This window comes from Mycobacterium sp. 236(2023), assembly GCF_029623955.1.
Classification (GTDB): Bacteria; Actinomycetota; Actinomycetes; order Mycobacteriales; family Mycobacteriaceae; genus Mycobacterium.
On record NZ_JARSBP010000003.1, the window covers coordinates 144,645 to 159,276 of the forward strand.

Annotated in this window: 15 protein-coding genes; 11 read left to right on the forward strand and 4 right to left on the reverse strand. The window is 67.0% G+C overall.

Features of this window, described 5'->3' with window-relative positions:
* Window positions 1–3: 3 nt before the first annotated feature.
* The 4 genes from P9A17_RS11800 (at window position 4) to P9A17_RS11815 (ending at window position 4,021) form a co-directional block, all read left to right on the forward strand.
* Window positions 4–1,236 (forward strand): DUF6779 domain-containing protein, encoded by a 1,233-nt coding sequence (locus tag P9A17_RS11800; RefSeq protein ID WP_278038830.1) that lies wholly within the window; start codon window positions 4–6, stop codon window positions 1,234–1,236.
* 76 nt (window positions 1,237–1,312) lie between these two features.
* The gene (locus P9A17_RS11805; RefSeq protein WP_278038831.1) at window positions 1,313–2,257 is read left to right on the forward strand and encodes a DUF2520 domain-containing protein; all 945 of its coding nucleotides are present in this window, start codon (window positions 1,313–1,315) and stop codon (window positions 2,255–2,257) included.
* Window positions 2,257–3,201: a pantoate--beta-alanine ligase gene (gene panC / locus P9A17_RS11810; RefSeq protein WP_278038832.1), complete on the forward strand. Its 945-nt coding sequence runs from the start codon at window positions 2,257–2,259 to the stop codon at window positions 3,199–3,201. The genes P9A17_RS11805 and panC overlap by 1 nt, the downstream gene beginning before the upstream one ends.
* Before the next feature lie 4 nt (window positions 3,202–3,205).
* The gene (locus P9A17_RS11815) at window positions 3,206–4,021 is read left to right on the forward strand and encodes a type III pantothenate kinase (RefSeq protein WP_278038833.1); all 816 of its coding nucleotides are present in this window, start codon (window positions 3,206–3,208) and stop codon (window positions 4,019–4,021) included.
* Window positions 4,022–4,024: 3 nt separating this feature from the next.
* On the opposite strand, the gene P9A17_RS11820 is transcribed toward P9A17_RS11815, so the two are convergent.
* Complete coding sequence (locus P9A17_RS11820) at window positions 4,025–5,281, reverse strand: alanine racemase (protein WP_278038834.1); 1,257 nt, start codon at window positions 5,279–5,281, stop codon at window positions 4,025–4,027.
* Window positions 5,282–5,304: 23 nt separating this feature from the next.
* On the opposite strand from P9A17_RS11820, the gene lysS reads away from it, so the two are divergent.
* The 6 genes from lysS to P9A17_RS11850 all read left to right on the forward strand — a co-directional run bounded on the left by lysS (window position 5,305) and on the right by P9A17_RS11850 (window position 11,906).
* A complete protein-coding gene (gene lysS, locus P9A17_RS11825) occupies window positions 5,305–6,822 on the forward strand; it encodes a lysine--tRNA ligase (protein ID WP_278038835.1) in 1,518 nt (505 codons plus the stop codon).
* Window positions 6,823–6,928: 106 nt separating this feature from the next.
* Window positions 6,929–7,270 carry a histone-like nucleoid-structuring protein Lsr2 gene (gene lsr2, locus P9A17_RS11830; RefSeq protein ID WP_278038836.1) on the forward strand — a complete coding sequence of 114 codons (342 nt, stop codon included), beginning with the start codon at window positions 6,929–6,931 and terminating at the stop codon, window positions 7,268–7,270.
* A gap of 276 nt (window positions 7,271–7,546) precedes the next feature.
* A complete protein-coding gene (clpC1, locus tag P9A17_RS11835; protein ID WP_278038837.1) occupies window positions 7,547–10,090 on the forward strand; it encodes an ATP-dependent protease ATP-binding subunit ClpC in 2,544 nt (847 codons plus the stop codon).
* Window positions 10,091–10,290: 200 nt separating this feature from the next.
* Window positions 10,291–10,509 carry a CbtB-domain containing protein gene (locus P9A17_RS11840; protein WP_278038838.1) on the forward strand — a complete coding sequence of 73 codons (219 nt, stop codon included), beginning with the start codon at window positions 10,291–10,293 and terminating at the stop codon, window positions 10,507–10,509.
* A 23-nt stretch (window positions 10,510–10,532) separates the two neighbouring features.
* On the forward strand, window positions 10,533–11,333 hold the full coding sequence (locus tag P9A17_RS11845; protein ID WP_278038839.1) for a CbtA family protein: 801 nt from the start codon (window positions 10,533–10,535) through the stop codon (window positions 11,331–11,333).
* A gap of 15 nt (window positions 11,334–11,348) precedes the next feature.
* On the forward strand, window positions 11,349–11,906 hold the full coding sequence (locus tag P9A17_RS11850; protein WP_278038840.1) for a histidine phosphatase family protein: 558 nt from the start codon (window positions 11,349–11,351) through the stop codon (window positions 11,904–11,906).
* Here the strand turns inward: P9A17_RS11850 and P9A17_RS11855 are convergent.
* Both P9A17_RS11855 and mhuD read right to left on the reverse strand, forming a co-directional pair.
* The gene (locus P9A17_RS11855) at window positions 11,896–13,197 is read right to left on the reverse strand and encodes a serine hydrolase (protein WP_278039822.1); all 1,302 of its coding nucleotides are present in this window, start codon (window positions 13,195–13,197) and stop codon (window positions 11,896–11,898) included. The two genes, P9A17_RS11850 and P9A17_RS11855, sit on opposite strands and share 11 nt — an antisense overlap.
* 37 nt (window positions 13,198–13,234) lie before the next feature.
* Window positions 13,235–13,552, reverse strand: coding sequence for a mycobilin-forming heme oxygenase MhuD (gene mhuD / locus P9A17_RS11860; protein WP_278038841.1), 318 nt, complete (start codon window positions 13,550–13,552; stop codon window positions 13,235–13,237).
* Between the two features lie 21 nt (window positions 13,553–13,573).
* Here mhuD and P9A17_RS11865 point away from each other — a divergent pair, with 21 nt between their 5' ends.
* Window positions 13,574–14,338, forward strand: coding sequence for an alpha/beta hydrolase (locus P9A17_RS11865; protein WP_278038843.1), 765 nt, complete (start codon window positions 13,574–13,576; stop codon window positions 14,336–14,338).
* Here P9A17_RS11865 and P9A17_RS11870 read toward each other — a convergent pair.
* Window positions 14,321–14,572, reverse strand: a complete 252-nt coding sequence (locus P9A17_RS11870; RefSeq protein ID WP_278038844.1) for a hypothetical protein — start codon at window positions 14,570–14,572, stop codon at window positions 14,321–14,323. The two genes, P9A17_RS11865 and P9A17_RS11870, sit on opposite strands and share 18 nt — an antisense overlap.
* Window positions 14,573–14,632: the final 60 nt, after the last annotated feature.

Here is a 14,632-nt window from a genome sequence, read left to right on the forward strand (position 1 = left end):
CCCATGACCGATCCGACCCGCGGCGGCCGCCTCAGACGCGGCAACCGCAGGCCCGGTTGGATTCTCATGACAGTGTTGCTGGTGCTGGCCATTCTCGCCAGTTCGGCGCTGGTTTTCACGAGTCGTGTCGAGTTGCTCAAGCTGGCAGTGATTTTGGCGCTGTGGGCCGCCGTCGTCGCCGCGTTCGTCTCCGTCATCTACCGCAGGCAGAGCGACAGCGATCAGGCCAAGGTGCGTGACCTGAAGCTCGTGTACGACCTGCAACTCGACCGGGAGATCTCGGCGCGGCGAGAGTACGAACTGTCGGTCGAGTCGCACCTGCGCCGTGAGCTGGCAGCCGAGGTGCGGGCGGAGTCGGCGGACGAGGTGGCCGCGCTGCGCGCCGAACTCGCTGCGCTGCGCGCGAATCTGGAGTATCTGTTCGACGCGGATCTCTCGCACCGGCCTGCGATCGAGACCGAACGCATGGCGGGGCGGGTCAGCAGCAGCCGGATCGACACCGAGGACGAGCCCCGGGTCGTCGAGGACGATGCGCCCAAGACCGACGAAAGCCCGATCATCGACGTTCCGGTAGAGCCGCATCCGCCCGAAAGCGATTGGGCGCCAGAACCCGGCGATCCCGGTGGCGCGCACCGCAGGGCGGGGGAGCGGGCCGGCGGACGGCGGCGCCGCGAGGAGACCGCGGAACCTCAGTGGTTACCGCCGCCCCCGCAGACGCCACCGCCCCCGCAGGCCCCGCCGCCGACGCCGCCTGCAGAACCCCAATTCCCGTGGCTGCCGCCCCCGCCTCCGCAGGCGCCACCTCCGCCGGTTCAGGAGCCAGTTCAGGCGCCGGTCCCCGCCGCCGGTCAGTGGCAACCGGCTCCCGCTGAGGGGCAATGGATTCCGGCCGGCGAGCCGGGAAGCAACTGGGTGGCTCCGCCCGCCAACGGGACCCAGGGTGAGTACGTCGGCAGGCGCCGCGCGCGGGATGATGCCCCGCCCCCGTCGCCGCCCGATGCTCCCGCGGAACCACCTGCCGAACCGCCGAGGGGCAGGCATTCCTCCGGATCCGAACAGCAGGCGCCGGCCCCCACTGAGCCCGAGCCCGAGCCCGAGCCTGTGCCCGAACCCGAGCCTGACGAGCAGGACGGCGATGGTGGCGCTCACGCCGGCGGTCAATCGGTCGCCGATCTGATGGCGCGACTGCAGGCGACGCCGTCGGGCGGCGGGCGGCGGAGACGCCGCGGCGATTGAGTTAGGCTCTTGGCGACTGTCCGGTACCCGTGTCGAGGACCGGAACGAAGCTGAAGAAACAGTGAGGTCGACTGCGATGCTGCAGCCCTCCGCGGGCGGGAACGCTCCGCACGACGGACTCCGCCCGGCACGGCTCACGATCGGTGTGATCTCCGCGGGCCGGGTCGGTACCGCGCTGGGCGTGGCGCTCGAACGCGCCGAACATGTTGTCGCCGGCTGCAGCGCGGTGTCTGAGGCGTCTCGGGCCCGGGCCCAGCGCTGGCTACCGGACACCCCGATCCTGCCGGTCGACGAGGTCGCAGGCCGAGCCGAGCTGCTGTTGCTCGCGGTTCCCGACGCTGAACTGGCCGTGCTGGTCGACGGGCTCGCTGGGACAGGAGCCGTGCGGCCGAACACCATCGTGGCGCACACGTCGGGCGCCAACGGGATCGGCGTGCTGGCGCCGCTGGCAGATCGGGGCTGCATCACGCTGGCGATTCATCCGGCGATGACGTTCGTGGGCACCGACGAGGACGTCGACCGGCTGCGGGGTACGTGTTTCGGCATCACCGCGGGCGACGAGATCGGGTACGCCATCGCGCAGTCGCTGGTGCTGGAAATCGGCGGGGAACCGTTCCGGGTGCGCGAGGATGCGCGCACGCTGTATCACGCCGCGCTGGCCCACTCCAGCAATCATCTGGTCACCGTGGTGCTCGATGCGGTCGATGCGTTGCGTGCGGCGCTGTGGGGGCAGGAGTTGCTCGGCCAGGAGACTGTCGGCGATGCCCCGGGCGGCATCGCCGAGCGGATCGTCGGTCCGCTGGCGCGCGCGGCGCTGGACAACGCGCTGCAGCGCGGTCAGTCGGCTCTGACAGGGCCGGTCGCGCGGGGCGATGCCGCCGCGGTCGCGGGCCACCTGCGGGCGCTGGAAGAAGTGAATCCCGATCTGGCGCAGGCATACCGGGCGAACTCGTGGCGCACAGCGCAACGTGCGCACGCGCCCGCCGCCGTCTTCGACGTACTGACAGAAGCAGGACAGTGATGATCAGTCGTAATGCTCCCAAATTCGTTGCGGGACAACTCAATGTGTACCAACGGCCGCGTGACGTCTCGGACGTGACGCGGGCGCTGCGCACCACGGGCAGGCGGATCGTCTTCGTGCCGACGATGGGTGCTCTCCACGACGGCCACCTGGCGTTGGTCAGAGCCGCCAAGAAGATGCCCGGCGCTGTCGTGGTGGCCTCGATCTTCGTCAACCCGCTGCAGTTCGGGGCAGGCGAGGATCTCGACGCCTACCCACGCACCCTCGACGACGACCTCGCCCTGCTGCGTGCCGAAGGCGTCGAGATCGCCTTCACCCCTACGGCGAACGACATGTATCCCGACGGGATGCGGACCACCGTGCATCCCGGTCCGGTCGGAGCTGAGCTCGAAGGTGCCGTGCGGCCAACACATTTCGCCGGAATGCTGACCGTGGTCCTGAAGCTTTTCAACATCGTGCGCCCGGACCGGGCGTTCTTCGGCGAGAAGGACTACCAGCAGCTGGCCCTGATCCGGCAGATGACCGCCGACCTCAATCTCGACATCCAGGTTCAAGGGGTGCCGACGGTGCGCGAGTCCGATGGGCTGGCGATGTCGTCGCGTAACCGGTATCTCGATCCCGTCGAACGGGAACAAGCCGGTGCGCTGTCGGCCGCGCTGCTCGCCGGAATGTATGCCGCGTCGACGGGCGCCGACGCAGCACTCGACGCGGCGCGCGCCGTCCTCGACGAGGTTCCGGCGCTACAGCTGGACTACCTGGAGATTCGCGACCCGATGCTGGGACCGGCACCCGCCGAAGGCCCGGGCCGCCTGCTGATCGCCGCCAGACTCGGACGCACCAGGCTGCTCGACAACATCGCGATCGACATCGGCGCCAGCGCCGGCATCGACGGCCATCCGCGGGCCGCCACCGGTGAGCGTCACGAATTGCCTTGGAGGAACTGACATCGTGCTGCTCGCGATAGATGTCCGCAACACCCACACGGTGGTCGGCCTGATCTCGGGGTCCGGCGATCACGCGAAAGTGGCGCACCACTGGCGGATTCGCACCGAATCCGAGGTGACCGCCGACGAACTCGCGCTGACCATCGACGGTCTCATCGGTGACGATGCGGAACGGCTGACCGGGGCTGCGGGTCTGTCGACGGTCCCGTCGGTCCTGCACGAGGTGCGGGTGATGCTGGAACAGTACTGGCCTTCGGTGCCGCATGTGCTGATCGAACCCGGGGTGCGGACCGGCATCCCGCTGCTCGTCGACAACCCGAAGGAGGTCGGCGCCGATCGCATCGTGAATTGTCTTGCGGCATATCAGAAATTCGGCACCGCAGCGATCGTCGTCGACTTCGGTTCCTCGATCTGTGTGGACGTGGTGTCGGCCAAGGGCGAGTTCCTCGGCGGCGCAATCGCTCCCGGCGTCCAGGTGTCCTCCGATGCGGCGGCGGCCCGTTCGGCGGCGCTGCGCCGCGTCGAGCTGACCCGGCCCCGCTCGGTGATCGGCAAGAACACCGTCGAATGCATGCAGGCGGGCGCCGTGTTCGGATTCGCCGGTCTCGTCGACGGTTTGGTGAGCCGGATCCGGGACGACGTCGACGGGTTCGGCGGTGACGACGTGAACGTCGTCGCCACGGGGCACGGCGCGCCGCTGGTGCTCGCCGATCTGCGCACCGTCGAGCACTACGACCGCCACCTGACCCTCGACGGGCTGCGCCTGGTGTTCGAACGCAACCGCGACAGCAAGAACGGCAAGCTGAAACAGGCCCGCTGACCGTCAGAAATACGTCCGGATCAGATCGATCACACGGTCCTCGGCGTCCAGCACCGGCAGGACCCGCCACTTGTCGAATGTCGTGCACGGGTGCGAGATCCCGAACCGCAGCCAGTCACCCGGATCGACGCGATCCCGACTACCCAGCCGCAGGTAGGCGTGCTGGTCGTTGAGCTTGGTGACCGCACTGTCCGGCAGATCGAGCGGCACCGGCATCCCCTGGTCGAACGACACGTCGCGGCGACCCATCGTCAGGATCGCCAGGCCGGGTTCGGGCCGCGACACCACCTGTGCATGCACCTCTATGGCAGGACGCAGGCCGTCGCGGCCGCCGCGGGTCAGGGGTGACGTGTCGGCATACAGGCCGTGGTCGTGGGTGAGGTAGCAGCCACTGCGCAGCACGGTCCGCACGGACAAGCCGGCCGGCCAGCCGGTGAGGGTCTCGGCGACGTCGTCGAAGTAGGTGCTGCCACCCGCGCTGACGAGAACGCGATCGGTCTCGAAGACCGGGGCCAGCCGGATGACGGCGGCGCGCACGTCGTCGAGATGCGCAGCGACCGCCTCGAGCGCCCCGTCATCGAGCGTCTGGCCCAGGGCTGCCTCGTATCCGGCCACCCCGACCAGTCGCAGCCGCGGGGACGCGGCGGCCGCGCGGGCCACCTCGTCGGTGTCGCGTGCCGAGCGGCAACCTGAACGACCACCGGGCAGACCGAGCTCGACGCACACGTCGACGGGACGACGTGCGCCGGCCAGCGCCGCCGTCATCAGCTCGACCCCGCGCACCGAGTCCACCCAGCACGTGAACCGCATCGCGTCGTCCGCGTCCAGCGCGGCCGACACCCAGCTCAGCCCGCCGTCGTCGAGCAGTTCGTTGGCCAACAGCACGTCCCGGACCCCGAACGCGCGGTAGACCGCGGCCTGGCCGACGGTTGCGACGGTGATCGCGGTCGCGCCCGCCGCCAGTTGCAGCGCGGCCAACTGCGGGGACATGTGCGTCTTGCCGTGCGGGGCGAGCTCGACGCCACGCGTCCGGCACCACCGGGCCATCGTGTCCAGGTTGTGTGTCAGCGCGTCTGCCCGCAGGACGCACAGCGGGCCGGAAACCCCGGATTCGAACAGTCGCGGCGCCCGCCGGACGATCTCGGCGGGGCTGTGCCCCCACCACGACGGCGGGATGCCTTTGTGGCTGAAGTCCAGCGGCTGATCCGACAGGGCACGCACCGCTGCGATGTCGATCGCAGCGATGCCGGACATGGCCATTCGTTCATTTAAGCTGGCTCGTCGTGACGCCCCCAGATTCTCCCGACGATTCTCTCGGCGATATCCCCGAGCAATTCCGCATTCGTCAGGCCAAGCGCGACCGGTTGCTCGCCGAGGGTCGTGACCCGTACCCCGTCAAGGTCGACCGCACGCACACCCTTGCCGAGCTGCGCGCGGCATATCCGGACCTGGCGGCGGACACGAAGACCGGGCAGACGGTCGGCGTCGCGGGGCGGGTCATCTTCGCGCGTAACTCGGGGAAGCTGTGCTTTGCGACGTTGCAGGAGGGTGAGGGGGCCCAACTGCAGGTGATGATCAGCCTCGACCAGGTCGGGCAGGAGTCACTGGATGCGTGGAAAGCCGATGTCGATCTCGGCGACATCGTTTTCGTGCACGGCGAGGTGATCAGTTCGCGTCGCGGTGAACTCTCCGTGCTCGCCGATTCGTGGCAAATCGCGGCGAAAGCGCTGCGCCCGCTGCCCGTCGCCCATAAGGAAATGAGCGAGGAATCGCGCGTCCGGCAGCGTTATGTCGATCTGATCGTGCGTCCGGAGGCCCGGGCAATTGCACGCCAAAGAGTTGCGGTGGTGCGTGCGGTCCGTTCGGCCCTGGAGCGGCGTGATTTCCTCGAAGTCGAGACGCCGATGTTGCAGACATTGGCTGGTGGAGCGGCTGCGCGGCCCTTTGTGACGCACTCCAACGCACTCGATGCGGACCTTTACCTGCGCATCGCTCCCGAGCTGTTTCTCAAGCGCTGCGTGGTCGGTGGATTCGACAAGGTCTTCGAGCTGAATCGGAACTTCAGAAATGAAGGTGCCGATTCAACGCATTCACCGGAATTCGCGATGCTGGAGACTTATCAGGCCTATGGCACTTACGACGATTCGGCCGTCGTCACCCGCGAAATTATTCAGGAGGTCGCCGACGAAGCGATCGGGACGCGCACGGTGCCATTGCCCGATGGCAGTGAGTACGACCTCGATGGCGAATGGCTGACCATTCAAATGTATCCAAGTTTGTCAGAGGTCCTCGGCGAAGAGATCACGCCGCAGACCTCCGTTGATCGGCTTTGGCAGATCGCGGACAGCCTCGGGGTCGAGATTGCGCGGGACCGCGGATACGGACACGGAAAATTGGTCGAAGAACTGTGGGAATACACGGTCGGTGACAAGTTGTGGGCGCCGACCTTCGTGCGCGACTTCCCGGTCGAGACCACGCCTCTGACCCGCCCCCATCGCAGCATCGAAGGAGTGACAGAAAAATGGGATCTGTACATTCGTAACTTCGAGCTCGCCACCGGCTACTCCGAGTTGATCGACCCGATCATTCAGCGGGAAAGATTCGAGTCCCAGGCGCGTGCCGCGGCGGCCGGAGATGACGAGGCAATGGCCCTCGACGAGGATTTTCTGTCGGCTCTCGAGTACGGGATGCCGCCCACCACGGGAACCGGAATGGGGATCGATCGGTTGCTGATGGCACTTACGGGACTGTCAATTAGAGAGACCGTATTGTTCCCGATTGTTCGTAGACACGGCAACTGAACTGCCCCGAATCCAACATTGTTGAATGGCTACGCCATTTATGGCAGATTGGTCCCAGCGATGAACGGCATTCCGCTCATCTGGCACTTGGGAAGGCAGTCGGCTAATGGCCAAAAAAGTTACCGTCACCTTGGTCGACGATTTCGACGGCGAAGGCAGCGCTGATGAGACCGTTGAATTCGGCCTCGATGGCGTGAGCTACGAGATCGACCTCTCTGCCAAGAACGCCGCAAAACTTCGCAATGATTTGAAGCAGTGGGTGGAGGCCGGCCGGCGGGTCGGCGGACGCAGGCGTGGACGCTCGGTGGGTACCGGGCGTGGCCGTGCCGCGATCGACCGTGAGCAGAGCGCCGCAATCCGGGAATGGGCCCGTCGAAACGGTCACAATGTGTCAACGCGTGGCCGAATTCCCGCCGACGTAATTGACGCTTTCCACGCGGCAACCTGAGCGGTCGTAGCCAGGCCTTTTCGGAAAGCCTATTCGTGTTCGCTAGCGGCGAACCATTTCACCCGTGGTCCGGGAAACGAATTGTGACCGCGCCTCGTTGCTCCTAGCAGCGTCGGGTGCTTGCCATCTGTAGCTCCTGTTGTCACCCCGAAAGGGGCTGCCAGGCGGGGCAGCCGATGCCGTCGCCCATTAGAGTGGACGGCGTAGGTGCGCAGCACTGGAGCTATCGGAGCGGTGCGTGCGCCTCACTATGCGATGGAGAGCAGGTAACCACGGATGTTCGAAAGATTCACCGACCGTGCACGTCGGGTTGTCGTCCTGGCTCAAGAAGAAGCCCGGATGCTCAACCACAACTACATCGGCACCGAGCACATCCTGCTGGGCCTCATTCACGAGGGCGAGGGCGTAGCCGCCAAGTCCCTGGAGTCGCTGGGCATTTCCCTGGAGGGAGTGCGCAGCCAGGTCGAGGAGATCATCGGGCAGGGTCAGCAGGCTCCGTCCGGTCACATCCCCTTCACCCCCCGCGCCAAGAAGGTACTGGAGCTGAGCCTGCGCGAGGCGCTGCAGCTCGGCCACAACTACATCGGCACCGAGCACATCCTGCTCGGCCTCATCCGCGAGGGTGAGGGCGTGGCCGCCCAGGTCCTCGTCAAGCTCGGCGCGGAACTCACCCGCGTCCGCCAGCAGGTCATCCAGCTGCTGTCGGGCTACCAGGGCAAGGAGACCGCAGAGGCGGGCACCGGGGGACGCGGCGGTGAGGCGGGCAATCCGTCCACGTCGCTCGTGCTCGACCAGTTCGGCCGCAACCTGACCGCCGCCGCGATGGAGGGCAAGCTCGACCCCGTCATCGGCCGCGAGAAGGAAATCGAGCGGGTCATGCAGGTCCTGAGCCGCCGCACCAAGAACAACCCGGTGCTGATCGGCGAGCCCGGCGTCGGCAAGACCGCCGTCGTGGAAGGTCTCGCGCAGGCGATCGTGCACGGCGACGTGCCCGAGACGCTGAAGGACAAGCAGCTCTACACCCTGGACCTCGGGTCGCTGGTCGCGGGCAGCCGCTACCGCGGCGATTTCGAGGAGCGCCTGAAGAAGGTCCTCAAGGAGATCAACACCCGCGGCGACATCATCCTGTTCATCGACGAGCTGCACACGCTCGTCGGCGCAGGTGCCGCCGAGGGCGCGATCGACGCCGCCAGCATCCTGAAGCCGAAGCTGGCCCGCGGCGAGCTGCAGACGATCGGTGCGACGACCCTCGACGAGTACCGCAAGTACATCGAGAAGGACGCCGCGCTGGAGCGCCGCTTCCAGCCGGTCCAGGTCGGAGAGCCGACGGTCGCGCACACCATCGAGATCCTCAAGGGTCTGCGGGACCGCTACGAAGCGCACCACCGTGTCTCGATCACCGACGGCGCGATCGCCGCGGCGGCGACACTGGCCGACCGCTACATCAACGACCGGTTCCTGCCGGACAAGGCGATCGACCTCATCGACGAGGCGGGCGCGCGGATGCGCATCCGCCGGATGACCGCACCGCCGGACCTTCGCGAGTTCGACGAGAAGATCGCCGACGCCCGCCGGGAGAAGGAGTCCGCGATCGACGCGCAGGACTTCGAGAAGGCGGCGAATCTGCGCGACAAGGAGAAGCAGCTGGTCGCGCAGCGTGCCGAGCGTGAGAAGCAGTGGCGCTCAGGCGATCTCGATGTCGTGGCCGAGGTCGACGACGAGCAGATCGCCGAGGTGCTGGGCAACTGGACCGGTATCCCGGTGTTCAAGCTGACCGAGGAGGAGACCACTCGTCTGCTCCGCATGGAAGACGAGCTGCACAAGCGGATCATCGGCCAGGAGGACGCCGTCAAGGCGGTCAGCAAGGCGATCCGCCGCACGCGCGCCGGTCTGAAGGACCCCAAGCGCCCGTCGGGCTCGTTCATCTTCGCCGGCCCGTCGGGTGTCGGTAAGACCGAGTTGTCCAAGGCGCTGGCGAACTTCCTGTTCGGCGACGACGACGCGCTCATCCAGATCGACATGGGCGAGTTCCATGACCGCTTCACCGCGTCGCGGCTGTTCGGTGCCCCTCCCGGGTACGTCGGCTACGAAGAGGGCGGCCAGCTCACCGAGAAGGTGCGCCGCAAGCCGTTCTCGGTCGTGCTGTTCGACGAGATCGAGAAGGCCCACCAGGAGATCTACAACAGCCTCCTGCAGGTCCTCGAGGACGGCCGTCTGACCGACGGTCAGGGTCGCACCGTCGACTTCAAGAACACGGTGCTGATCTTCACCTCGAACCTCGGTACGAGCGACATCAGCAAGGCGGTCGGGCTGGGCTTCACCCAGGGCGGCGGCGAGAACAACTACGAGCGGATGAAGCAGAAGGTTCACGACGAACTGAAGAAGCACTTCCGTCCGGAGTTCCTCAACCGCATCGACGACATCATCGTCTTCCACCAGCTGACGCAGCAGGAGATCATCGAGATGGTCGACCTGATGATCGGCCGGGTGTCCAAGCAGCTCGCTGCCAAGGACATGACGATGGAGCTGACGGACAAGGCGAAGGCGCTGCTGGCCAAGCGTGGCTTCGATCCGGTGCTGGGTGCGCGGCCGTTGCGCCGGACGATCCAGCGCGAGATCGAGGACCAGCTGTCGGAGAAGATCCTCTTCGAAGAGGTCGGACCCGGCCAGAACGTCACCGTCGACGTCGAGAACTGGGACGGCGAAGGTCAGGGCGAGGACGCGGTGTTCACGTTCGCCGGTGCCCGCAAGGCCGCCGCAGACGCCGAACCGGATCTCGCCCAGGCCGGAGCGGCGGGCGCGCCGAGCGCTGCTGAATAGTTTCACCTAGCCAATCGGGCGGTCATCTTCCCAATTCTCGATCCGGGGGAGGGTGACCGCCCTTTTGGGCTTACGATGCTCGTGTAATCGACGGTTGTCGGAATCTGGTGAAACTCCAGAACGGTCGCGCCACTGAACAGTCAGACCCGATGCCCGTCGCAACTCTGTTCGGGACGCGACATCCCGGAAAGGAATACGGAATGACTTCTCCAGAGGTGGGCAAGACCCACGCCGGCGCCATCGACTTCTCGGGCACAAAGGCCGCCCTGTGGCTTTCGCTGACCGCGTTCCTCGCGCTGTTGGTGATCTACTTCATCGGCATGGACCAGGGCGCGACGTCGGTTTTCGGTAGCAGCAGCACCGGGATCCACGAGTTCGTGCACGACGCCCGCCACCTCCTCGGCTTCCCCTGCCACTGAGCCTGAGCCGAGGACAACAGAAAATGGAGAAGCAAATCATCGGGCGCGGCCTTCTGGCCGGCGCCATCGCCGGCGTGTTGGCGTTCGTCTTCGCGCGGATCTTCGTCGAACCCCAGATCGAACTGGCCATCGGCTATGAGGACGGCATCGGCGCTGCGCACGAAGCTCTTGAGACTGCAGCGGGAACCGCGGCCCACAGTCACGGTGGCGAGGGCGGCGGATTCGACCGTGCGGTGCAGATGAACATCGGGATGGGCCTGGGCGTCCTGCTGTTCAGCCTCGCCATCGGTGCGCTGTTCGCCGTCGTCTTCGCGGTCGCGTACGGCCGCGTGGGCAACATCTCGGCGCGGCTGCTCTCGGTGTACGTCGCGGGCGGCATGCTGCTCAGCCTCTACGTCGTGCCCGCGCTGAAGTATCCGGCGAGCCCGCCTGCGCTGAGCCTGGACGAGACCATCCGCCAGCGCACATTGCTCTATCTCGCGATGGTGGTGCTGTCGGTGGTGATCCTGGTCGGTGCGGTGTGGTTGGGCCGCACATGGGCGCCGAAGCTCGGCGCCTGGAACGCGACGTTGGCTGCCGCGGGCACCTACGTCGTCGCCCTTGCCGTCGTGATGCTGATCCTGCCGACCATCGACGAGACCCCCGGTCCGTTGGTCGACGACGCGGGAGTCATCGTCTACGAGGGCTTCCCGGCCGACTTGCTCTACGAATTCCGGCTGTATTCGCTGGGCACGCAGGCCGTCATCTACGCGACCATCGGCTTGGTCTTCGCGGCGATGGTGTCCCGACTGCTGGGCGAGAAGAAGCAGTCCGTGGCTGCGTGATCCGATGACACCGCGGTGAGTGAGGTCGTCCGGCTGACCCTCGTGTCACATGCCATGACCGATGCGATGGCGGCCGGACGGTTTCCCACCGACGAAGGAGTCAACGACCTCGGCCGCAGACAGATTGCCGCCGTCAACACTGTGGATCTCGGGCCGGTCGAGCGTGCTGTGTGCGGTCCGGAGGCGCGTGCCCAGCAGACGGCGCTGCTGCTGGGTTTGGAGCCGGAGATACGGCCGGGTCTGGCGGACCTGGACTGCGGTCGGTGGCGCGGTGATTTCCTGGGCCGGGTGCCGCCCGCCGAGATGACGATCTGGCTCACCGATCCGACCCGTGCACCCCATGGCGGCGAGTCCGTCGTCGATCTCGTTGCGCGCGTAGCCGGTTGGATGGACTCGTTGACGTCAGAACACGCCCGTGTCGTTGCCGTGACACACCCCGCCGTGGTTCGGGCGGCCGTCCTGGTGGCGGTGGATGCGCCGCCGAAGTCGTTCTGGCGCATCGATATTGCCCCGGTGAGCCGGACGGTCATGCATTTCCGCGGCCACGTATGGACGCTCCGGTCTAACCCCTAGGGATCAGGTCGAACGTCTGCCGTGCGATCGACATCAGCCACGCCGCCGCCGTCTGGCTGCGGAACTCCGGCCAGTTCGACTGCAGGCTGACGACCCACGGCTGACCCGACTTGTCGACGGCGTACCAGCTGAACGTCAGATCGCCGGGCAGGTTGCCCGCCTTGGCGCCGATGTAGGGCCATTCGGTGCGGTCGAGGTCGATGCCCGGCAGGAACGACAGGATGTCCTTCACCGCCGCGGCCTCGCCGACCGCTTCCCTCTGCAGCGTCGCGTGCAGCCGGCAGATGTCGGCGGCGCTGCCGTACCACTCGGCGCCGTACTCGGATGCGGGCATGTGGGTGCGATTCGGATCCGGTTCGTAGGGACGGGAATTCGTCTGCTGAAGCAGCTGCGCCCGCACCTCGGGTGAGCCCTGCTTCCACTGCTCGCGGAGGTCGGGGGTGCCCCAGCCGACCGAGAACAGCTCGTGCATCGTCGGGAACGGCGTCATGCTCGCGGGGTCGTGGTGGCCGGCGGTGACGAGCGCGCGCTCGATGGCGCCGGGCCCGAGCCGCTCGATCAGGAGGTCGGTCGCCATGTTGTCGCTGGCCGAGATCATCTGCTGGGAGGCTTCGCGCACGGTCACGGTCGCGCCGGGTTCCAGCTCGTCGAACCCGGACGAGCCGACAGCCTTCGCCTCCTCGGTGATCGTGAGCGTGTCGGTCCAAGCGAGCGTGCCGGCCTTGACCGCCTCGGCGACGGCCAGCAGCACGTACAGCTTGAAGATCGAGGCCAGCGGCAGTGACATGTCGGTGTTGGACCCGGCCACCTTCTCGCAGCGGCCGTCGTTGACCTTCGCCACCTGATACGAGTACCTCGCCCCGGTCGCCGAGATCTGCTCGTCGATGTCGGACCATTCGTCGATCTCGGGTTTGACGAGGTCGACGGTGAACCGGTCGATCATGCCCGCATCGTCGGTGCGCAATCGGATGGTCTGCGCGACGCCGTAGGAGGTGACCACCTCCATCGTCACGTGCCCGGCACCCACCTCGACGTCGGTGACCTTGAACGGCCGGTCCCACCAGATCCGGTCGAGCGTCACACCCACGTGTTCGACGAGATCGGGGACCGCCATCGTGCGGACGTTGGCCTCACCGATCGGCCAGTCGCTGTTGAGCATGTCCATGGTCTGCTTGGCGCGCAGCCCCTGGGGGGTGTTGATCTGGATCGGCACCCCGTACGCCGCATCGGCGGGCGCCGGACGTGTAGTCGCGCATCCGCAGGCCAGGGCCGCGACGGTGACGAGCGCTATCGCACAGTTGATCGCTCGGCGCCGGGCCCGGCCCGCCTCACGCCTCGGAGTCGGTCCCTGCGACGTCAAGAACGACCTCGAACTCGAGCAGTGATGCGCCGGTGGAGACGGGGTTGGACCGCTCGCCGGCGTGCGCAGCGATGGCGGGTCCGGATGCCCACGCCTGGAATGCCTCTTCGGATTCCCACTGCGTCACGACGAAGTAGCGGGTTTCCCCCTTGATTGGACGGAGCAGCTGAAAGCCGAGGAAACCGGGCTGGTTGTCGACCGCATGGGCGCGATGCGCGAACCGCTTCTCCAGCTCCGGACCCGCGTCGGGCGGAACCTCGATGGCGTTGATCTTCACCACTGACATGGCGACAGGCTACCGTGCCCAATGGTGTCGACTGAGCTGCTGACCTGTCATGGCGGGACCGGCCGTCCACTCGTTCTGGTGCACGGCCTCATGGGGCGCGGTACCACCTGGCCGCGGCAGCTGCCCTGGCTGACGCGGTTGGGGCGGGTCTACACCTACGACGCGCCGTGGCACCGGGGGCGCGACCTCGCGGACCCTCACCCGATCTCGACGGAGCGGTTCGTCGCCGACCTCGCTGACGCGGTGGCTGCGCTCGGTGAACCTGCGGTCATGGTCGGCCATTCGATGGGTGCGCTGCACTCCTGGTGTCTGGCCGCCGAACGGCCGGAGCTGGTGGAGGCCGTGGTGGTCGAGGACATGGCGCCCGACTTCCGCGGGAGGACGACGGGACCGTGGGAACCGTGGGTGTATGCGCTGCCTGTCGACTTCGCGACGGCCCAGCAGGTGTACGACGCGTTCGGGCCGGTGGCGGGGCAGTACTTCCTGGAGGCGTTCGACCGGACGGCAACGGGGTGGCGGTTGCACGGCCATCCGGAGAAGTGGATCGAGATCGCGGCGGAGTGGGGGCGGCGGGACTACTGGGAACAGTGGCGCGCGGTGTCGGTGCCGGCGTTGTTGTTGGAAGCGGGCGCCGGCGTCACGCCAGAAGGTCAGATGGGGGCGATGGCGGAAATGGCGCGCCGGGCGACGTATGTGCACGTGCCCGGCGCGGGCCATCTCATCCACGACGACGCGCCGCGGAAATACCGGGACGCGGTCGAGGCGTTCTTAACGACGTTCGCCTGACGCGCTGGAGACGGGCCAGTCGGGGTGCGCCTCGAAGCGCGTGCGGATGGCATCGACGTCGTGCTGCACTCGGAACGAGTCGCGGTCCTCGAACAAGCGGCCGGTCATGGGCGCGGCCCACCGGAACTGGTCGATGTGCAGGCGCAGCGAGCCGGAGCGGTTGGCGGCCCAGGTCAGAAGCGCGGCGAGGGCGAACGGCGAGATCAGGATCAGGAAGGCCAGTGCGGTACTCATGGCAGTAATACTCCGCGTAGAAAATATCCCGCCGACAGTGGCAGAAGCGACACACGTCGA

Coding starts and splice junctions, on each gene's coding strand:
- P9A17_RS11800 (WP_278038830.1), top strand. CDS start 4: ATGACCGATCCGACCCGCGGCGGCCGCCTCAGACGCGGCAACCGCAGG.
- P9A17_RS11805 (WP_278038831.1), top strand. CDS start 1,313: ATGCTGCAGCCCTCCGCGGGCGGGAACGCTCCGCACGACGGACTCCGC.
- panC (WP_278038832.1), top strand. CDS start 2,257: ATGATCAGTCGTAATGCTCCCAAATTCGTTGCGGGACAACTCAATGTG.
- P9A17_RS11820 (WP_278038834.1), bottom strand. CDS start 5,281: ATGGCCATGTCCGGCATCGCTGCGATCGACATCGCAGCGGTGCGTGCC.
- lsr2 (WP_278038836.1), top strand. CDS start 6,929: ATGGCCAAAAAAGTTACCGTCACCTTGGTCGACGATTTCGACGGCGAA.
- clpC1 (WP_278038837.1), top strand. CDS start 7,547: ATGTTCGAAAGATTCACCGACCGTGCACGTCGGGTTGTCGTCCTGGCT.
- P9A17_RS11840 (WP_278038838.1), top strand. CDS start 10,291: ATGACTTCTCCAGAGGTGGGCAAGACCCACGCCGGCGCCATCGACTTC.
- P9A17_RS11845 (WP_278038839.1), top strand. CDS start 10,533: ATGGAGAAGCAAATCATCGGGCGCGGCCTTCTGGCCGGCGCCATCGCC.
- mhuD (WP_278038841.1), bottom strand. CDS start 13,552: ATGTCAGTGGTGAAGATCAACGCCATCGAGGTTCCGCCCGACGCGGGT.
- P9A17_RS11865 (WP_278038843.1), top strand. CDS start 13,574: ATGGTGTCGACTGAGCTGCTGACCTGTCATGGCGGGACCGGCCGTCCA.
- P9A17_RS11870 (WP_278038844.1), bottom strand. CDS start 14,572: ATGAGTACCGCACTGGCCTTCCTGATCCTGATCTCGCCGTTCGCCCTC.